Origin of the sequence: Pseudomonas sp. MWU318 (assembly GCF_016756945.1) — a bacterium.
Taxonomy (GTDB): domain Bacteria; phylum Pseudomonadota; class Gammaproteobacteria; order Pseudomonadales; family Pseudomonadaceae; genus Aquipseudomonas; species Aquipseudomonas putida_A.
The window spans coordinates 820,765-841,562 of sequence record NZ_JAESJL010000001.1; the positions used below are offsets into that span (position 1 = coordinate 820,765).

Here is a 20,798-nt window from a genome sequence, read left to right on the forward strand (position 1 = left end):
AGCGGTTTATCAGATGTCGATGTGTTTGCTGACACACCGCTATCGCGAGCAGGCTCACTCCTACAGGTTTTGTAGCCTCAATAACAAAAGATCCGAGGAAGCGTCATGAAATTTTCCCTGTTCATCCACATGGAACGCTGGGACGAAAGCGTCAGCCACCGCCAACTGTTCGAAGACCTGACCGAACTGACCCTGATGGCCGAGGCCGGCGGTTTCAGCACCGTGTGGATCGGCGAACACCACGCGATGGAATACACGATCTCGCCGAGCCCGATGCCACTGCTGGCCTACCTCGCCGCCAAAACCACCACCATCCACCTCGGCGCCGGCACCATCATCGCACCGTTCTGGCACCCGCTGCGGGTGGCCGGTGAATGCGCCCTGCTCGACGTCATCAGCAACGGACGCATGGAAGTCGGCCTGGCCCGTGGCGCCTATCAGGTTGAATTCGATCGCATGGCCGGCGGCATGCCCGCCTCCAGCGGCGGCCAGGCCCTGCGCGAAATGGTTCCGGTAGTCCGCGCCCTGTGGCAAGGCGACTACGCCCACGACGGCGACATCTGGAAATTCCCCACCTCGACCAGCGTGCCAAAACCGATCCAAAAGCCGAACCCACCAATGTGGATCGCCGCCCGCGACCCGGATTCGCACAACTTCGCGGTGGCCAACGGCTGCAACGTGATGGTCACGCCGCTGATGAAGGGCGACGAAGAAGTCGTCGACCTGAAGAACAAGTTCCAGACTGCGCTGGATAAAAACCCGGATGTGCCGCGTCCGCAACTGATGGTGCTGCGTCACACCCACGTGCACTCGGCGGACGATCCGGACGGCTGGAAAATCGGCGCGAAAGCGATCTCACGGTTCTACCGCACCTTCGATGCGTGGTTCGGCAACAAGGAAACACCGGTCAACGGCTTCCTCGCTCCGAGCCCGGAAGAGAAGTTTGCCGGGCGTCCGGAGTTTGAGCTGGAGAGCCTGCACAAGACGGCGATGATTGGTACGCCGGAGGAGATTATTCCGCGGATCAAGTATTACCAGGAACTGGGGGTGGATGAGTTCAGTTTCTGGTGTGACAACAGCTTGCCGCATGCGGAGAAGAAGAAATCGCTGGAGTTGTTTATCAGGGATGTGGTGCCGGCGTTTCGGTGAGCTGACTTGTAAAAAACCGGGCATCAGCCCGGTTTTTTTATAGGTATCTCCGAAACAGTTCGAATATCAAAAGAAATTTTGAAATCCACAATTCAGTATTGATAATCCGCAAAGAAAAATATCGCATATAAAAAGAACGCAAAACTTGCCAATACCGCCCGCCCGGCGGGGTCAGCATCCGGGCCTAATCCACCGGGCGCAATGGCGACCGTTGCCCCTCTTAAATAATTATAAACACCTTGAGCAAACCATAACTGAACAGCAAATATCGTAAAAAAACGCCCCCAGTTGCCATTGAACTGAAAGTAGCCATTGAGTAGTGCTGCGAGTAATAGACCCACCCCCACCCCATCACGGTATTTGAATAGCCAGTTGATTATTGATTTACTTGTAATAGGCATCGATAGTTCTTTTAACGATATGATCCCAAACGTCCTGCGCACTCGAAAATTTGGGTTAACGGGGGCTGGGTTAATGTGGCTAACGGGGTCAGACCACATTTTCGGAGGGCTTTCCAAACGTAGGCTGTCCGCATTTACCCTTTTCCAAGGTATGTAGCCATGCAACTCAACAGCCACCTGCCTACGATCATACAAAGCGTAACTTCCAATAGTCCCTGCCATCCACTATCCAGTATCTCTCACGGACGGGAATCAGAAAACTAAAATCATAGCACTCAGAGGTCCAACCCGCATAAACATATTCCTCGTGAAACCGACCTTCATCCATATGCATAAATATCTTTCGATCAAAATTTATATAGAAAGTTGGAAGGCGCGAACTAACAACGTTGGCCAATTTATACAAATCGGCGCTCAAACCTTTACCTGTCAGGTAGTAACTCTCAATTGCCCCAAAGACAGTTTCATCCGCCCCAACAAAGCCCTGCAAATCCAACGACGATAGTATTTTCTCTCGCGAAAGATCAAGGTACTTCGGAAAATTCTCCGAAGTCAACTGCGCAAGCCCTCCCCTGTAGTTTTGGCGAAACTTTTCATATTGTTCCTTTTGAATTTCTCCACTTTTCAGAGAGGCACTGAGACTGATATCCATATCCAAAGTAAAATTCTCTTTTTCATCCACAACCCAGAAGCATTTTTCAGAATGAACAAAAAAACAGATACTTTTTTCGCCGTCCCACAGATCGTCAAAAATCACTTCATTTACGGTCATTTATCAAACTCTTAGGAAAACGGGGAAGGAAAACGGGGACAGACCACATTTTCGGAGTGCTTTCTAAACGTGGTCTGTCCCCATTTACCCACCTTTTGTGCCGCCACCACCGTCGCCTTTTGCACCAACTAACCTAGATAAATTATGTCCATATCTCCTGGCCAGCGGAGGTAAACCATACTACTCCAACCGGAACGGTAGTTAAAAACCAAAATCCAAAACCATCAAGTTCATCCTCCTCAGGGTGAACAGGCCATGCGAGTGCAATGATACTAATTTGCTCATCAATACTACCAGAGAGATAATTTCCATCTGACGCCAGCTTTAAATGCCCTTCGAGCATTAGACGCCTCAGTAATTCGAGAAAAATTTCCGCTCTTTCTTCATTACTTATTTTCAAGTGCGAAATTTCCACACTTAAGTGCTGCCAAATCGATCCAATTGATAGACCGAAGGAGCTACTTAGAATAGCTGAGTACAAAAAATCTATATTCATTTGAATTTAATCTCGATTCGTTTCCCAGCATTAATAGACGGATTTATTACATCTATGGTCCAAGCTGCGCCTGACTGTTGAGTTGAGTTCGAGAAATTCCTCAACGTAATTTTGCTACCTGCGTTAGCTCCAGAAGTAATCGTTGCAGCATAAACATCCCCTTTCCCGGGAATCGACTTTACGACTGGCATATATTCAGTTCCTGTCAACTGTCTAAAATAGCTCATTACATCTGATGTCGTAGTGCCAGAATAAACAGGCGCACCAACACTGAGATAAGGGTCAGCTTGGAGCGTCCTTCCTCCTATACTCAATTGAAAATCCTTTGGTTGAAGACTTGAATTATTGTACTGCAATGCAAGATCGCTAATTCGGTTATCAGATTGCTGCTGTAGAATTGCCCCGGGCTGCTTACCTGTTAAATCAGGGCCTTTGGGGTTCTGCGCTATTCGGTCTAGTGCATCTTTCTCAGCATCAACTATCGAGCTACCTTTTGCACCGGGCCCTTCCTTCGTGTCGGCAGCACCGTCCTTCGTCCCTCCTTTCCCGCCTTTGCCCCCTCCAGGCACCTTGATTGTCGGCCCGATCGCGGACACGCTCATCGCTAAGCCTTCGACGGCCGCCGTCGCCATTTCGTGACTGATACCAAGTGTCTGGACTAGCGTATCGGCAATGGCCGCGACGGTATGGCCAGCGGTAATACCGGCCAACATGTTCTGGAAGCCATTGTTCTCGGTAATCTACAGATCAAAAAAATGCGCCGCTTCAGGCGATGCAGAGGCCGCCAGGTCCTTGAGTTTCTGGGTTTTTAGCCTCTGCTTCCGCAACCAGACTGGAGAACGTGGCGCACTGACCAGGGTCGGCCGCACCCTTTGCAACCGCCTCGATATCCTGCTTCTGGCTCAGTTCGTGGTACTCGCCATAAGCCTTGTTTGCGCAGGTAGAGTCACTTCCGCAGTTGATCATCTCCTTCGCTGCTCGCTCAAGATCCGAGTGAGACAGGAAATTGTACTGGGTTGCGGTTGCAGCAATATTCGCTGCGATGTTCGGGTCGGTGCCCGCAACCACTGCAGAAAGCACGGCGATCAACTGGGACATCGCCAACAAATTGGCTTTTGCCTGGTCCGCACCCGGAGGGTTAACGGGGACAGACCACATTTTCGGAGTGCTTTCTAAACGTGGTCTGTCCCCGTTTACCTTCAATAAACTGGAAACTCTACCTGAGGTCACAGGTATGTTTTATTCGAACGGGATCCGCCCACCTTCATCATTGAAATAATCATGAAACGCATCAATGATTGTGTCCAAAGTTCCATCGCGACCTTTAAGGGCTCGAAACTCTTTGGAACGAATCAAGTTACGCCCTACGCCCTCAGAAAATTCTAACTTGGCATTGGCCTTACTCAGAGCCAGCACACCAAACTCTTCGTAAGCGCTTTCAAACAATAGCCAATCAAACCCCAGATTACCGACGATCATCGGATAATCCGCAGTGCCTTTGAAAAAATCCCGGAAGCCAGAATTCAAGACTTCGATACCTTCATCGACATTGCTCCCATCGAAAAGGTAGCACAAGCCAGGAGGTGCGCTGAACAAGGCGAATACGTCTGTCGAGAAAACTTCATAGTTCAAGCAAACCAATTCACTGAGAACATCAGTAGTACTTAGTATTGGCCTTTCAAAAAAATAATACTCAAGCCCTGAATCAAGAAAGACCATCGCAGGAAGATCTTTCTCCAAATCAAGGTGCCTCGATAACGCTGCCGTTATCCGATTCACTTCTTTAAATTCCACTTTTGATAGGCTCATTTACTCAACCTTAAATCGGATTTTGGGGGTAAAACGGGGACAGACCACGTTTTCACTAGCTGGTCGACTTTTTCGGCCGTCCCGGGCTCCCCCGCTGCACGCGGCGACCGATCATTGTCTCGACCTCAACAGCAAATTTTGAACCGCCAGAAACATTAGTTCCATTGGTCGCGTCACGAATCTGGTCAACCAATTCTGACTCTAAGTCATTTTTGAACAGTTCGCGATAAGCATCCGCCGGGTGCCCGCCCCAGCCTCCAAGCGTCAAATACTGTTCATGAGGGGTAACAATGTGAGAGGGTTCTGATTGTGTATTAACACGGTAACTTGACCAGCGATATTCTGCCGAATGAATTACCATTTTCGCTCTAACGGGATTCATTTCGATGTATCGATAACAGCACTACAAATATCGTTCACCCTCAACAAGGCAGGAACGATACCGGCCTCCCCACAAATTTCCGCTGCGACCATACGTACGATTTATATATTGGACGTATCTCTGGCCAACACCTTTCATCAGCAGGCTTGCGCTGTTGGCATGATGAGGACTGACTAACAAATGAACATGATTAGTCATTAGGCACCACGCATGAATATCACAATTACTTTTAGGCGCCTGTTCGGCCAAAAGCTCCAGGTAAAAAAGGTAGTCTTCCTCGAAAAAAACAACGGATCTATTATTTCCTCGTTGAATCAAGTGCAGTGGCACGCCTGGTATCAAAACTCAGGATCTACGCGGCATCAATGAGTCCTTTCAATTGGTCGAACTGAAAGCTTAGCGCGCCGCAAGACTCAAATGACGGCAAAATTTTACGTATTGTTTCAGCCAATTATATAAAACGTGGTCTGTCCCCACTTACCCTTTTACAGCGACAGCTTAACCAATGAAACTTCAACCCCCAAATCACGTACATCGTTAAAAAATGACAGACAGCCATCGCACTCCAACACACTAAACCCACCGGCACCACAGTCAAAGTACATACCCACACACCCTTCAGCCACATCTTTAATTCGGTACTCATATATATTCATGATTTTCCTTCCAACATACGAATCCAAAATATCAAGATTTAAAACTGGATAATCGACATCCCCACCAACAACACCATTCAACTGAAACTCCGACTTTGGCAATTCGGTTGAAAAAACGGCCACACCTTCTCCGATACTCATGGAAACCCAGCCACAACTTTCCAGCCGAAAGAAAAACACCAAAACATCACAGACTCGCTCCCCATCCAAATAAAATGAACGACTCCGAAACTCACAAAACCGATCATGTAAAAACATTTTCTACCTCACTCAAAATATATAAGACTTTTCCCCAATCAACGTATCAAACTCATATTTACCACCCGGCAAAACCCTTAAACTCACTGTACGATCCGTAACCGAACTATACACATGCACCAAATCGTAGTCACCTCGCAATTGTGACTTTGGAATCAGCGCACTTATGTCGGTCGCGCTTTCAAGGGTGGCCTTGATATCCAGCTTCGCTTGCTCGATACCTGCTCTTCCCCGCTCATATGGCAACCGCCCTTGGCCGATTTTCTCCCCCAGCTTTTTATTTATATTGGTCATCTGTGACGCCACGAAATTATCAACGTCGCCGAGTCCTGAAACTATCTTGACTCCGCTCGCACCTGACGACAAATTACGAGGTTCAGTACCCGAGTACTGTTTCCAATCAGGGTGGTACGGATCAGCCTTCATCTCATCCGTAATTTTGGTAATCGTCCCCGTTTTTCCATCCGACGTTCTTTTCAAAATTTCGTTAAGCAACGCGTCTGCTTCTTTTGCCTTTCCAGCCTTGACGAGTTCTTTTACTTTTTTCACACCTTGAACAATGTCTGAAGCGTACTTTTCGACTGGAATAACACCCACTGCTGCAAGAATATAATCCCAGACACTTTCCGCTTCATAAAAACCTTTCCCCGAACCAATAAAAGGTAGGTAATCGGTCAAGACATCCATTAGTTTATTGGCAATATTAGCCGACAACATTCGATCGACTTCGTTATTCATCAAACCAATGCTGTATAGCTCCCCATCAATCGAGTAACGCATCAACTCCGGATCTTGCATCGCAATCTTGAGTTGCTCACGCGATTCTGGAGTATTTTTGTGGAGCAGGAGATCGAATTCCGCTTTTTTGGATTCAAAGCGTAAGACTTTGCAAGCAGGACTGGCCATGTCCGCCTTACAGGCAGAATAAAGAGCTTTATCTCGCTCAACATCAAGTTGGTTCAGCTCATCTCTTCGTGCGCATGCGCTTGCATCACCACCGTTGCAGGCTTGCTCTGCTTCAAATCGCTCGGTATTTTCAGCGTGATTTAAGAAGTTGTACTGGGTCGCATTATTAGCGATCCATGCCGCCATTTGCAGACTGGTTGCGTCAACATTTCCGTTAGCTGTTGCGGCCAGAACGCCAACAATCTGAGACGCCATCAGCAATAGCGTCGGATCGCCGTTGACGATTTTTTTCAGATCCCCAACGAGCGCTTCGTTTGCACCGGCAGCCAATGCACCTGTCGCAAAATCCCCCCCAGTCAGTTCGGCCAACAACCCGCCAACCATGGCATGTACAGCGACTTTAGTTGCCGATCCATCATCAACGACATTGGCCGTGAGATCACCGACGAGATTGAAGCTGAAAGCGGCCATCGTATTGAACAGTGCGCCTTTGAGAACGTCACTTACGTTCGCATTTCCCCCCAGCGCTTTAGTGATGACCGCAGAGGTGCCACCTTGCAGGATCTGACTACCCGCGAATGTGCTGACGCCTTTCCACGTCGCCAAGGATGGACCGGTATATTTCCCGTTTGCATCGAATGTCGCGCCGGTCAGTTTATTCAGATAGTTCGCCGTGATTCCGGCCGTCAGTCCGGAAATAACATAACCCTGCAGTGCATCAGACGAAGTAACGTCCGCGAACACAGCCCCAAGATTTCCACCGTTATTGATGAAGCTAGTGGTTGCATTCGTGGCGGCTCCAGTCGCCACAGCAGCAAAAGTTGCGGCCCAGAAAGTCCCCATCCCGCTCAAGGCTGTCAGCGCTGCCGGTCCAACCACAGCGGCCATGACGATCGCGACGATCATCTGAGAGGCTGGACCCAGTCCCGAGTTTTCGTACTTGAACGACTCGTGAATTTCCTTCACGAGCCGCCAATCAACATCACCCCGCGCTTCAGCATCCTTCAGCCACGCCAGTTGCGGGTCAGCCTTGACCATCGTGTCGATGGTCTGGCTGACCGATTGCTGATTCACATCCTTGATGTCGATCTTCAGACCATCCACGGCCTTGATCACGATGCTGCCCTTGGCAATCATCTGGGTCTGACGCAGCGTTTCATCGGTATTACCGCGACCTTTGGACGACACCCACGCAGCATTGTTGTTGGTCTTGGTATGGCTTTCGTCATGGAGGTCTTTAACCCCTTCAAACGTAATCGCCCCGCCACTGTCCAGAGTGATGTTGTTACCACTGTCCAGCTTGGCGACCTGATAAAGCTGATCGCCTCCGCTCTTGAGCGTAAGATCGCCGCCCGACTTGATCTCGGAGCCGATGTACTTGTTGTCGGTGACCTCGTCGTGCTGCATTTTCAGCTTGCCGAAGCCACCCTTTTTCTTCATGTCGTACAGCGAATAATCGGTGTCCTGCAAAGCAAGGATCTGCAGATTGTCACCGGCCACCAGGTACGCTTCATCACCCGCCGTCACCCGACTGGAAATCACGCTGAGGTCTTTACCCGCATCCAACCTGACGTCGCCACCCGCCGTGATACCGGACATGACCTGGCTGACATGGTCCTCCTGCATCGTGAGCTTCTTGCTTTTGGACAGAGAGTGTTCTTCATCGGCCGCTGAAGTGAATACGATGTTGTCGGTTGCCGTCATCACGGCATCGCGTTTGGCATCGATCTGGCTGGCGATGACGTTGATGTCACGCTTGGCATCAGCCTTGAAGTCGCGTCCAGCGTCAATGTCGGCACCCAATTGGGTGATGCTGCTGCTGTTGTGATTGTCGTCCTGGAACACGCTGTTTTTTACTTGTACGGACGCCACGTTGACATCGCGCCCGGCATTCAGCGTCATATCCCGACCACTTTGCATGACACCACCGACGATGGTGATGTCCTTGGCCGCCTTGACAGTCAAGTCATTGGCCGCCTCGATCCGGGCTGCGCTGTCGGCAAAATCCCGGTGCTGGTTGCCAGGCCCATCGACGTTGTCCGCCGAAGTGATTGTCCGCTCGTTGATGACGTCGCCTTTGCGCGTGGTCAGGGTGACGTCACCGCCGGTAATAACCCCACCCGACTTATTGACGATGTTATTGGTCGCCAGAAGATCCAGCCGATTACCCGCTTCGATCAAACCGCTGTTGACCAGATCCTTGCTCGCCGTCGCCGACAGATTATTCGTTGCCTTCAACGTACCAACGTTATCCAGATTCTCACCCGCAATCAGCGTGACATCGTTACCGGCAATCAGCGCGCCGGTCGGTGCAAGCCGATTATTGGCGTTAGCCAAATAAAGGACCGGCACGAGCACTTGCTCGCCGTTCACGACGACACTTTCCATCCAGACGATATCGTGAGTCAGTGCCGCGACCTGTTCGGATGTCAGGGTGACGCCCAGCGTCAGGTTGAGCTGATTTTTGCTGGTGAGGGCATTGTCCATCAGGTACTTGAACATGCTCTCATCGGTGGTCTGGCCATCGATGAAACGCTGACCGGTACGCGCCACGACCGCTTGCTGGATGAGGCGTTGCTCATAGAGACCATCACCGAGCCGCTTGGCGCTTTTGTCCGGGTCATAACCCAGGTTGGACAACAGATAATCCGACCCCATGAATTGCTTGAGGTCCGTGAGCACAGGGTTGGTTTCGATCAGATATTTGTGCGCATTGGAGGGTCTGTTATCAGCCGGTACACCCTGCACACGATTGATCGTGAAACTCGTTGAGCGAGCAGGCAGCCCGACGCTGTTGGCATCGGCAGCGGGCGCACTGACATCGAGAGCACTGGCCCCCGTTCCGGTTTCAGGCGCCAGATGGTTTGCCGTATTCAAGTCAACGGCACTGGAGGAAACCTGAGTGCCGTTTGCCAGCTGGATGTCTCGGGGCTGGGTATCCGTCAGCGTTTGTTGACGGTTGATCGGGCTGATGGATGCGCCCCCCATGGTCCAGCTATCCGGACCGCTGGCGGTCGGCGTAGTAGTGCCTTGCCCGCTCAGACGGAACAAGCCGTTTTGCCCGGTGGGCAGGCTGAAACCTGGAAGTGCCAGCGGGTTCACCTGCTGCTGTGCCAGATCGGGTGGAAGTTGCGCATTGATATGGATCGGCGTCGAGTAAGCGCTGCCTGCGCTGGTGTCGGCCTTGGTATGCCCCGCTGTGACATAGGCGTAGAACGGACGCACTACGCTGTTACTGATGGTCTGCCCGGCATTCAGTGTGATGTTTCCAGCCGCTTGAATCACGGCGTCGTACGCACTGCTCGAGCTCGTTACCGAAGTCGTCGGCCCGGTAATTATGCCTCCGCCCATCATTTTGATCACCGCGCTCAAGTCAGCCTCAACGGTGGGTGACGGTGTACCGCCATTTTTTGCGTTGAACGCATCGACCGCCACGATCACGCCAAAAATCTGGTCAACGTAGTTCCAGTACGTTCGCTTGGTGACGATCTCCTGCTCTTGCAGGCCGGTGTTATTGATGGTGTCGGCATTGACGACGATGTTGCCAGTAGAGGCAATCGTGCTACTGGTGTTGTTCAGCGTCGATGCATTGATCGACATGTTGCCACCACTGGTCATGCTTGCCGCTGCGCTGCTGGCGTTGACCTTGAGGCGATCAGTTTCGGCGATTTCCCACAACCCGTTGCGGCGGCTGCCACTGCGGAAGTCACAGCCGGCAATTGGAATCAGGTTGCAATCGAGTTGTGTGATGAAAACAGAGCTTTTTTCTTGTTTGGTGTATTCAAGGATCGCCCGAACGTTGTTGACAGTCAGAGCATTGATGGTCAGATCGCGCGCGCTATAAATATCCCCGGAGACGTTATCCAGCAGATTCGCTTTGCCAGTGCCAGCGTCACCGCCGATGTAGACGTTACCCAGCCCGTAGAGCTGGCCATAAGAGTTGTTGAAGTTTGCAACCTGCAGGCGCATGTCGCCGCCGCTGGTGATCAGTGCATTACTGTTGAGCAGTGATCCAGTGGTGGCGGTCAGGTTCTGACCCGCAGCGAGCGTTCCCCAGTTGTTGATTTGACCCGCATTGATGATCATGTTGGCGGCTGACGTCAGCCGCGCACCATTGTCCAGTCGGCCACCGACATTCAGGTGCATGTCGCCACCGCTGGCGATGCTGGATTTTTCGCTATTGAGGCTCACCTGCGCGGCACTCAGGTCCAGCGTTCCGAGGCTGGAGAGGCGCCCGCCTCCCCAGTACGCACCACTCAGGCCAACATTCATGCTGCCGTCACTGGCGATCAAGCCTTCGTTGCGCCAGTTGACGCCGGTGCCGGTGAAACTGTCTGAGGCCAGCAGTTGCCCTGTCGCCGTTTGGGTCAAGCTGTTGACATTAACAGTCAGTCGCCCCGCCTGGATGACGTTGCTGTTGGTCCAGGTATCGGTGCTGATGGTCAAGCCGCCGCGGGTCACGAGGGTGCCGCCGGCGTTGATGACGTTGTTGGTGGAGATGTCGAACGTGCCGGTACCGACGTGCAACAGGCTGCCACCGGTATTGAGGAAGCTGCCGGCGTCGAGCGTCAGGTCGGTGTTGGCGGTTTCCAGTGTGCCGTTGCGGTTGTCGAACAAGCCGCCAATCTGGAAGCTGGTTTTGCCGCTGGTGCCGAGAGCACGCAACTGGCCGGTCTGGTTATCGAGGCTGGCGGCCTTGATGGTCAGGGTGCTGTCGCTTTCGATGATGCCCAGGCGGTTGTTCAGTTCACCGGTCAGATTGAGGTCGATCTGCTGGCCGGCGATCTGGCCGTCGTTGTCGCCGCTGTTGTCGAAGTTGTTGCCGGTGACGTTGATTTTGCCTTTGGCGTAGAGCCCGCCGTTGCGGTTATCGAAGTTGCCGGTAGTGATGACCACGTCGCCGCTTTGCGCAGAAACCCGTCCACCGTAGTTATCGATACCACCCGGCGCGATGAGATTCACGCGTTGAGCCTGTATCACACCGCCCTGGCGATTGTTATTCAGGTCGTAGCCATTCCTCAGCACGCCTGTCAGGCGCGCTGAGAACGCACCTTTCAGGCTGGCGAGGACGCCGCCACGACTGTCGAGATTGCCAGCGTCGAGAGTCAGATCACCGGCATCGGCAATGATCCGGCCGCTCTGGTTATCGATGTCGCCACTGGTGGTCAGGGCCAGTACGCCCTTGCTTTGCAGGGTGCCCTTGGCGTTGCCAAGACTGGCCGCCTGGATCTGTACATCGCCATTCTGGCTGTAGATCAATCCGTCGGCGCTGTTCTGGATGACGCCTGGCGTGGTGATCGTCAGCAAGTCATTGGCCGCGACGGTGCCGCGATTGCGGTTGTCCAGGCCGCCGCTGCGCAGGGTCATCAGTCCCTGACTGGCCAGTTGGCCGCCCTGGTTGTTGATCTGTGTTGCGCGTTGCAGCAGCAGTGCGCCACCGCTGGCGAGCTTGCCGTTGGTGTTGGTCAATACGCCGAGCAGGTCGAGGGTCACGGCGCCATCGCTGGCCAGCGTACCACTGGTGTTATCCAGTGTGGTGCCGACAAAGCTCAGGTCCTGTTTGGCGCTGACACTGCCGCCGGCGTTGCCCAGTGTCATCGCCTGCATCGTCAGGATTGCACCGCTGTAGATCGAACCACCTGCGGCGTTATTCAACAGGCTACTGACCGTAAGAGTCTGTGCCTCGCCACTGGAAACCACGCCCTGGTTGCTGTTATCCAGGCTCGCGGCGTTGACGTTCAGGGCTTTCTGGCTGACCAGTGCCCCGGCGTCGCTGTTGAGCAAGTCCCCGCTCAGTGTCACATTGAGGCTACCGCTTTTGCTGGAGAGCGTGCCGCTGTTGCGGTTGTCGAGGCTCTCGGCATTGACGTCCAGCCCTTGCCAACCGGAGATCAGACCGTTCTGGTTGTGCAGTTGGGTACCCGTGAGACTCAGCAGGTTGCTGCTGATCAGCTTGCCGCCGCTGTTATCGAAGGCTCGGGTTTTGAGGTCGATGCTCTGGCTGCTGGAGATCTCGCCGCTGTGGTTGGTCACATCACGCAGGTGCTGAATGCTCAACTGGCCTTCAGTGGTGATCAGGCCGCCGTCGTTGTTCAGATCAGCAGTGGCCGCGCCGAAATCAATGGCGATGGCACTGCCCAGCAGCGAGCCGTTCTGGTTGTTCAGGCCATTGCTGTTGATGGTCAGGCCGGTGGTGGCATTGATCAGCCCCAGGTTCTGGTTGGTGAGCAGGCCGTCGAGGTTAAGGTCCAGATTCGAACGGCTGGTCAGTGTGCCGCCGCTGTTGTCGAGGCTGGCCGCTTTGACGTCCAGCGCAGCCGCAGCAATCAGGCCTTTGATGTTGGTCAGCGCCTGGTCGATGCGCAGCGTCACGGCCTGATTGCTGAGCAATTTGCCGTTGCTGTTGTCGAGGCTGCGCGCCGTCACGGTGAACGTCTGCGCGCTGGAGATTTCACCGCCGGTGTTGTTGACGTCCTGGAGGTTCTTGAGCATCAGCAACGGCGCGCTGATGAAGCCGCTCTGGTTGTTCAGTTGACCGTGATTGAGGTCCAGATCCAGCGACGTGTTGCTGAACAACTGGCCGCCCTGCTGATCGAGGCCAGTGACGTTCGCGGTCAGCGCAGCAACGCTGGCGATACGACCGCCGTCCTGGTTGGTCACTTGGGTCGCTTTCAATTCCAGCGTGTCGCCACTGTTCAGACGGCCGTTGTGGCTGTTATCCAGTGTAGCGGTATGCACCACCACCGGACCTTTGCCGCTGATGCTGCCATTGTCGCTGTTGTCGAGGCTGGCACTGGTGAGGTTGAGGCTGGCGTCGGTGACGATCTGGCCACCACGGTTGAGCACCACGCCGCTGGTGGTCAATGTCAACGGCCCGGCAACCGACAGGCTGCCGAGGTTGTTGGTCAGACTCGCCGCTGTCACGCCAAGGCTGCCTTCCGCGCTGATCAGGCCCTGACTGTTATTCAGGTCGCCGCTCAGGTCGAGTTTCAGGTTGCTCTGGCTCAGGAGTGCACCCGCAGTGCTGTCGAGGCTGCGGCCGGTCAGGGTCAGGTCGGTCTTGCCCGAGATCAGCCCCTTGGCACGGTTGAGCACTTCATCAACGGTCAGGCTCAAAGCCCCTTGTGCGATCAACTTACCGCCATTGCTGTTGTCCAGACGACTGCCGACCAACGTCACGTCAGCCTGGCTGGACAGCTCGCCGCCACGGTTGTCGATGGCATCGACCGTCAGTTGCAGCGCCTGATTCGCCCCGACGAGACCGCCGTTACGGTTGTCGAGGCTGTTGCCGTTGAGCTTCAGCCCGTCGGTTGCCACCAGTTCACCGTGTCGGTTATCGAGGGTCGCGACGTTGGCGATAACGTCGGCTTTACCGGCAATGTGCCCTTCGCTGTTGTCGACGCTGTCGGCTTTCAGATTCAGTTCATCATCAGCGATCAGCGTACCGCCCTGGTTGACCAGTTGGCCGTCCACCGTCACCCCGAGGGTGCCACGGCTGGTGATCAGGCCGCCGCTGTTGTCCAGGCGAGCGCTTTTGACATCCACGCTCTGCGCGGAAATCAGGCCCTTGACGCTGGCCAGCAGTTGTTCGATGCGCAGGGTCAGGCCCTGATTGCTGATCAATTTGCCGTTGTTGCTGTTATCGAGGTTTTGCGCGGTCAGGGTGAAGGCCTGGGCGCTGGAGATTTCACCGCCCTGGTTGTCGACGTCCTGGAGATTTTTCAGCACCAGCAACGGTGCATTGATCAGGCCATTGCGGTTGTTCAACTGGCCGTGATTGAGGTCGAGGCTCAGGGACGTTTTGCTGAACAGTTGACCGCCCTGCTGATCGAAGCCGGTGACCGTTGCGGTCAGTGCTTTTTCGCTGGCGATCCGGCTGCCGATGCCGTTGCTCACTGCGCCGGCGTTGAGCGTAAGGGTGTCACCGCTGACCAGGCTGCCGCCGGAGGCATTGTTGAAGACGCCGGTGGTCAGCGCGGTGGCTTTTTTGCCGCTGATCAAGCCGCCCTGACTGTTATCCAGACTTTTTGAAGCAAGGATCAGCCCGCTGTCAGTGGCGATCGAACCCGTCTGATTGTTCAGGCTGCCCGTGCTGGTCAGCGCCAGCGCGCCGGCGCTCGTCAAGTGACCGCGCGTATTATCGAGACTGCCGGCGTGTACGGTCAGCGTCCCTTCGCTGCTGATCAGACCCTCGATATTGCTCAAGGCGTTGTCGAAACGAATGTCCAGATTGCCCTGCCGGGTGACGAAACTACCGCCGCTGTTATCCAGGCTCTGCCCGATCAGCGTCGAGGTGCCAACACTGAACAGTTGTCCGAGGGTCTGATTGATGACCCGGGCCACAGTCAGGCCAAGGGTGGTTCCGGCGAGGACTTTGCCGCTGTCACTGTTGTTCAGGCTTTGACCGATGACGGTCACATCGACGGTGCTGGAGATTTCGCCACCGCGATTGTCGATCTCGCCGACCGTGAGTTTCAGCGCTTTTGTAGTACCGACCAGACCGGCCTTACGGTTGTCGAGCGACTGGCCACTGAGCAACAACGAACCTTGGGCGACCAATTCACCACCCTGGTTAACCAATTGCGTCACGTTGGCGTTCAGATCGGCTTTGCTTGAGATGCGTCCGGCGCTGTTATCGATGCGCGTCACGCCGAGAATCATCGGCCCTGCCGCACTGAGCAAGCCGCCACGGTTATCCAGTTGTGTGCCGCTGTAGTTGACGGCGGCCTGACCATCGAGCAGACCTTTATCGCGATTGTCGAGCGCGCCAACATTGAGTTGCAGGTCTTTGGTCGCGCGGATTTTTCCGCCGCGATTGTCCACTGAATTGCTGCGCAGGGTCAGGCGATCCTTGCCAACCACGCTGCCGCCACGGTTGTCGAGGCTGCCACTCTGGACATCGACTGCACCTTTGGCGCTCAGCTCACCGTTCTGGTTATCGAACAAGCCAGTGATGCGCGCGGTCAGACTGCCGTCGCTGACGAGACTGCCTTCGTGACTGTTGTCGAGGCTGGCGGCGGTGATGCTGACATTCACCCCCGAGCCCAACACACCGTTGCGGTTGTTCAGCGCGCCAATCAAGCCGATGTTCAGCGCTACGTCACCCGTCACCTGGCCGTCGCTGTTGTCCAGCGTGATGGCGTTGATACGGGTGGTGCCGGCGCTGGATATCTCGCCATCGTGGTTATTCAGGTCACCAAGATCGGCGCCGAGGTTGCCGTTGCTGCTGATCACACCCTGCGTGTTGATGACCTTGCTGACGTTCAACTGCACCGTCGAGTTACCGAGGACGCTGCCCTTGTTCTGATTGTCCAGGGTGGTGGCTGTGAGGCGCGTGCTCTGCTGGGCGCTCAACGTACCGCCCTGGTTGTTCAGGGTTTGCGCGACGGTCGCCGTCAGGTTGCGACTGGCGATCACGCTTTTACCGCTGTTGTTGAGATTCTGCACACTCAGGCTCACGTCGCCAGCGCTGTTTCGTCTGTTGTCGGCGTTGACCCCGGCTTCAATGATGCCGTTGTTGCTCAGGGTTCCACCGGCGCTGAGGCTGATGCTGTCGCGTGCAGCGAGGCTTTGCTGGTTGCTCAGATCGCCTTGGGTTTGCACGCTCAGTGCGGTGCCGGCGTAGACCGGACCTTGGGCAGTAAGGCTGTTGGCTTTAATGTTCACGGCAGTGGCTGCCGAGGTCTGCGCCAAGGTCAACTGGCCGTTGGCATCGATCTGGATATCGCCACCACTGGCGGCCAGGTTACCCGCCAGTTTCACCCCGACCCCGGCCTCGGTGCCGACCAGTTTGATCGCCCCGGCGTACATCCCGCCGAGTGCCGATGAGTCGATTGCCAGTTGCGGTTTGGCGCTGCCATCATCGGCGCGGGCCGTGGCGTTCAAGGTCTGCGCGTTGACGTCGTTGCGCCCGGCAACAATCGTCAGGTTCTGCGCCTGGATTTCGGCGTTGATCTTCGCGCTGCGGGTGATGATTTCGAAACGGTCGACGTTGTTGGCGTTGAGGCCGGCGCCTTCGATCGCTACAGCGCCTTGATCAACCTGAAAACGATCCAGCCGGCCCGCGCCATCCAGCACCGGTTTGCCGGTGGTCAGCGTTACGCGCGGCGCGTTGATGAAGCCGCAACCATTACAGGTGATGCCATACGGGTTGGCCACGATCACCCGCGCCGACTGCCCCGCCACTTCGGTGTAACCGCGCAACTGGCTCGGGTTGCCGCTGATGACTTCGTTGAGAATCACTTGCGCCGAGCCACTGTTTTTCAGGTTCGGGTTGCCGATGATGTGGCCGGCCAACTGGGTGTTCGAGGTCTGCGCCGAGCCGTTATTGAGGATGACGCCCTGCGTGCCGACGTTGTAATCGTGAAACTGGTTGTGCGACAGCCCGCTGCCGTTGGGCGTGGCGATGTTGATGATCGGCACACCGTTACCGGCACGATCCAGCGCGGTGTTGGGGTTGGCCACGACTATGCCGTCGGCCTGCGCCCACATCGGCTGCCAGAACATGACGTTCGCCAGCAGGAACGCCAGCCCGCGCTTGGGCATGCCCAGGAACGACTCACGTTTTTTTACGACCGCAGAAGGCTGGCCTGCAAGGAAGGCGAACTGGCGAACATCCATGTCGATGATCTCGAAAAGTGGTTATCAGATGAAAAAGTCGATGCGGAAATAGATCGGCGCTTCGCGCTCGGTCAGCACGTCCGGACGTTCGAGGGAGTGAGCAAAGGTCACGCTGGCGGCCACGTGCTCGCCACGGGCGAACAGCTCCAGCGAGTTGCTCGACATGCGTCCGTGCTGATCACCGTTGTAACGGTCGCCGCGAATCACGCCCTGGTCGTAACCGAGGCTGGTGCCGTATTCGGCGAACACCGGGCGCAGCCATTCGGCCGTCACCGGACGGCTCCAGCGCAGGTCGTTGCGCCAGTAACCGCCGCTGTCGCCGGACAGCGACTGATCCTTGTAGCCACGGATCGACGACAGTCCACCGAGGCTGGTGCGCTGCGGACTGAACAGCACATCCTCGCTGCGCTGGCCGGTCATCAGGCTGCTGAAGCTGAAGGATTCGCCCCATACCTTGAACGGCTGCAGGTAGCTCAGGGTCGCGGTGTATTTGCGGTAGCGTGCGTCGGGCTCGCCGGGGCCTGGATCGTGGCTGCCCTGCGCATCGAACGCGCCGATGCCTTCCTGCATGCCGGCGTCGAAGTTGACGAAGGCGCTGCCGATGCGGCGACCGTGGTTGAAGCCGAACTGCGCTTCGCTGATGCGGTTGCTGCTCAGCTTGAGCTTGCTGTCTTCGATGAAGTTGTTGGTGCGCAGGTAGGACAGCCCGGCGCTGAGCGAAGTCTTGCTCACCGAGTCGCGATGGATCACCCGCTCGGCGCGCAACTGATGGTTTTCGCTGTCGCCGGTCTGCTTGAAGTTGTAGCCGTTGGCGGCGATCTGCGAGCGGTAATCGCTCTGGCTGTAGGTGTAGCTGAAGTTCCACCAGCCCCACGGCAGGTTGTAATTGAGCATGGCGTTGCTAGAGGTGTGCTGGTGGTCGGTCATTGCATCGTGACCGCCGCGCAGGCTCAACTGATCGGCCAGGCCCAGCGGGCTGTCCCAATCGAAGGTAGTGCCCCACTGCTGTTCGCCGGTGCTGCGCTGGCCGTCGTTGCTGCGCGACAGTCCGGCACGCCATGGCTTCTGCGGGTTATTGGTGACCAGCACTTCACTGCCGCCGACGTTCTTGCCCGGCGCCAGCTCCATCTTCGCCTGATTGGACGGCAGGCGATTGAGCTGATCGACCATCTGCTCGATCTCGCGCAGGTTGACCAGTTCGCCGGACTTGCCGGGAAATGCCATGGCCAGTTCGCGCTGTGAAAGCTGGCTGTTCTCGGCGCCCTTCATGCCTTCGAGTTTGCCCTCGACCACCAGCACTTTCAGGTGCCCGCCGGACAAGTCCTGTTGTGGCAGGTAGGCGCGACTGGTGACCAGACCTTTTTCGATGTAATGGTCGGTGATGACTTTCAGCAGTTCGTTGAGCTGCGGTACTCCGAGGCACTGGTCGATGTAAGGCTTGAGCAGGCGGGTTTTGTCGCTGTCGGACAGACTGTCGGCGCCCTTGAGTTCGATGTCCTTGATCGGGAAACAGCGGGTATCGATGGGCGCTGCCGGTTGCGCTGGCCTGGCATCCTTGCCGGGCAGGTCCTTGAGTTCTTCCAGACGCCGCTGCTGCTCTTCAAGTAGGCGATTCTGGCGCTCGCGGATCAGGTCGGTCTCACCGGGGGTCGGTGCAGCAAAGGCAATCTGGAGCGGAGACAGGCACAGCAATGCTACGCACAACCTCGCCGCGAGGGCGGGTGAGGACATGTTCGATCCCTCGAGACGGAAAATGACATCAAAATAGTGGCGCGATATTAGATGGCCATCATTTTGACGTCAAACTATCGTATCGACCGTTTGTCGGGTTTGTAACAGGGATTGAACAATCGACGCGATTGCGGTTTTCCGGGGTTAATCCTTGGTTCAGTGCGCAACGCCCAACTTCGTCGCCACGTCCTGCGGTGCCAGCAGGCGGCCATCCGCTGAACGCAATTCCAGTTTGCTGATCGGCTGACGCTGCTGCGCATCAACCATCACCGAACCCGGCTCACCCGGCGCATACAGGTGCTCACCGCCCCACTGCGACAGTGCAACGATCACCGTCTGCAAGGCCTTGCCGCGTTCAGTCAGCACGTATTCCTTGTAGGCACCGCCATCGGCGGCCGGCACGGTTTGCAGAATCCCCTGCTCGACCAGGGCCTTGAGCCGGGCGCTGAGCATGTTCTTGGCGATATCCAGATTCTTCTGAAAATCGCTGAAACGGCGGATGCCCTCCAGCGCATCGCGGATGATCAGCAGCGACCACCAGTCGCCGATCAAATCCAGCGTACGGGCGACCGGGCAGGCATTGCCGTGCAGGCTTTTGCGCTTCACAGGGTGTTTCTCCATCAAACCAGCGTGTGGTTGCATCTTACAACTGTGACGCTGGAAAAGAACCTCGCCGCCCGCCATGGCAATTGAGCACTTGCGTACAAGTGACCGCCGCGATTTGCGCCGATAGTGATGGGCGGCCATTGCGGCATCCGGCCTTCCCGAACGATTGCCCACAGCAAGGAGTTTCCATGAGCACATTCACTACCGATGACGGCACACAGATCTATTTCAAGGACTGGGGCAGCGGCAAACCTGTGTTGTTCAGCCATGGCTGGCCGCTGGATGCCGACATGTGGGAATACCAGATGGAATACCTGAGCAGTCGCGGCTACCGCACGATTGCCTTCGACCGCCGTGGTTTCGGCCGCTCCGATCAACCATGGACCGGCTACGACTACGACACCTTCGCCGATGACATCGCGCAACTGATCAACCACCTCGACCTGCGCGATGTCACGCTGGTGGGCTTCTCCATGGGTGGCGGCGACGTCAGCCGTTACATCGCCCGCCACGGCAGCGAGCGCGTTGCCGGGCTGGTGTTGCTGGGCGCGGTGACGCCGCTGTTCGGCAAGAAGGCCGACTATCCGCAAGGCGTCGACACGGCGGTGTTCGACGGAATCAAGGCTGGCCTGCTCAAGGATCGCGCGCAGTTCATCGCCGATTTCGCCGCGCCGTTCTACGGCACCAATCAGGGCCAGAAAGTCTCCGACGGCGTGCTCACGCAAACCCTGAACGTCGCCCTGCTCGCCTCGCTGAAAGGCACCGTGGATTGCGTCACCGCATTCTCGCAAACCGACTTCCGTCCAGACATGGCGAAGATCGACGTGCCGACCCTGGTGATCCACGGTGACGGCGATCAGATCGTGCCGTTCGAAACCACCGGCAAACAAGCCGCCGCGCTGATCAAAGGCGCTGAATTGAAAGTCTATGCCGGCGCCCCCCACGGTTTTGCCGTAACGCACACCGAAGCGCTGAACGAAGATTTGCTGGCTTTCCTCAACCGCTAAAAACG

General features: G+C 55.7%; 14 protein-coding genes. 2 read left to right on the forward strand and 12 right to left on the reverse strand.

Features of this window, described 5'->3' with window-relative positions; genetic code table 11:
* Window positions 1-105: 105 nt before the first annotated feature.
* The gene (locus JN524_RS03415) at window positions 106-1,149 is read left to right on the forward strand and encodes an LLM class flavin-dependent oxidoreductase (RefSeq protein ID WP_202368471.1); all 1,044 of its coding nucleotides are present in this window, start codon (window positions 106-108) and stop codon (window positions 1,147-1,149) included.
* A gap of 92 nt (window positions 1,150-1,241) precedes the next feature.
* Here JN524_RS03415 and JN524_RS03420 read toward each other — a convergent pair whose 3' ends face one another.
* From JN524_RS03420 to JN524_RS03470, 12 genes are all read right to left on the reverse strand, one after another.
* Window positions 1,242-1,550 carry a hypothetical protein gene (locus JN524_RS03420; RefSeq protein WP_202368472.1) on the reverse strand — a complete coding sequence of 103 codons (309 nt, stop codon included), beginning with the start codon at window positions 1,548-1,550 and terminating at the stop codon, window positions 1,242-1,244.
* Between the two features lie 187 nt (window positions 1,551-1,737).
* Entirely contained in the window at window positions 1,738-2,322 is a 585-nt protein-coding gene (locus JN524_RS03425; protein WP_202368473.1) for a hypothetical protein, read from the reverse strand.
* 142 nt (window positions 2,323-2,464) lie between these two features.
* Window positions 2,465-2,818 (reverse strand): DUF596 domain-containing protein, encoded by a 354-nt coding sequence (locus tag JN524_RS03430; RefSeq protein ID WP_202368474.1) that lies wholly within the window; start codon window positions 2,816-2,818, stop codon window positions 2,465-2,467.
* On the reverse strand, window positions 2,815-3,531 hold the full coding sequence (locus JN524_RS03435; protein ID WP_202368475.1) for a hypothetical protein: 717 nt from the start codon (window positions 3,529-3,531) through the stop codon (window positions 2,815-2,817). The genes JN524_RS03430 and JN524_RS03435 overlap by 4 nt, the downstream gene beginning before the upstream one ends.
* A gap of 52 nt (window positions 3,532-3,583) precedes the next feature.
* Window positions 3,584-3,976, reverse strand: coding sequence for a VENN motif pre-toxin domain-containing protein (locus JN524_RS03440; RefSeq protein ID WP_272929671.1), 393 nt, complete (start codon window positions 3,974-3,976; stop codon window positions 3,584-3,586).
* Window positions 3,977-4,057: 81 nt separating this feature from the next.
* Window positions 4,058-4,627 (reverse strand): hypothetical protein, encoded by a 570-nt coding sequence (locus JN524_RS03445; protein WP_202368477.1) that lies wholly within the window; start codon window positions 4,625-4,627, stop codon window positions 4,058-4,060.
* Between the two features lie 55 nt (window positions 4,628-4,682).
* Window positions 4,683-5,009 (reverse strand): hypothetical protein, encoded by a 327-nt coding sequence (locus JN524_RS27230; RefSeq protein ID WP_237402921.1) that lies wholly within the window; start codon window positions 5,007-5,009, stop codon window positions 4,683-4,685.
* Window positions 5,010-5,030: 21 nt separating this feature from the next.
* Window positions 5,031-5,339, reverse strand: coding sequence for a transposase (locus tag JN524_RS27235; RefSeq protein WP_337248645.1), 309 nt, complete (start codon window positions 5,337-5,339; stop codon window positions 5,031-5,033).
* A 155-nt stretch (window positions 5,340-5,494) separates the two neighbouring features.
* The gene (locus JN524_RS03455) at window positions 5,495-5,923 is read right to left on the reverse strand and encodes a hypothetical protein (RefSeq protein WP_202368478.1); all 429 of its coding nucleotides are present in this window, start codon (window positions 5,921-5,923) and stop codon (window positions 5,495-5,497) included.
* 12 nt (window positions 5,924-5,935) lie between these two features.
* Window positions 5,936-17,449, reverse strand: coding sequence for a two-partner secretion domain-containing protein (locus tag JN524_RS03460; RefSeq protein WP_202368479.1), 11,514 nt, complete (start codon window positions 17,447-17,449; stop codon window positions 5,936-5,938).
* Window positions 17,450-17,473: 24 nt separating this feature from the next.
* Entirely contained in the window at window positions 17,474-19,180 is a 1,707-nt protein-coding gene (locus JN524_RS03465; RefSeq protein WP_202368480.1) for a ShlB/FhaC/HecB family hemolysin secretion/activation protein, read from the reverse strand.
* Between the two features lie 156 nt (window positions 19,181-19,336).
* Window positions 19,337-19,786 carry a winged helix-turn-helix transcriptional regulator gene (locus JN524_RS03470; protein WP_007960459.1) on the reverse strand — a complete coding sequence of 150 codons (450 nt, stop codon included), beginning with the start codon at window positions 19,784-19,786 and terminating at the stop codon, window positions 19,337-19,339.
* A 188-nt stretch (window positions 19,787-19,974) separates the two neighbouring features.
* Between JN524_RS03470 and JN524_RS03475 the strand changes: the two genes are divergently transcribed.
* A complete protein-coding gene (locus JN524_RS03475) occupies window positions 19,975-20,793 on the forward strand; it encodes an alpha/beta fold hydrolase (protein WP_202368481.1) in 819 nt (272 codons plus the stop codon).
* Window positions 20,794-20,798: the final 5 nt, after the last annotated feature.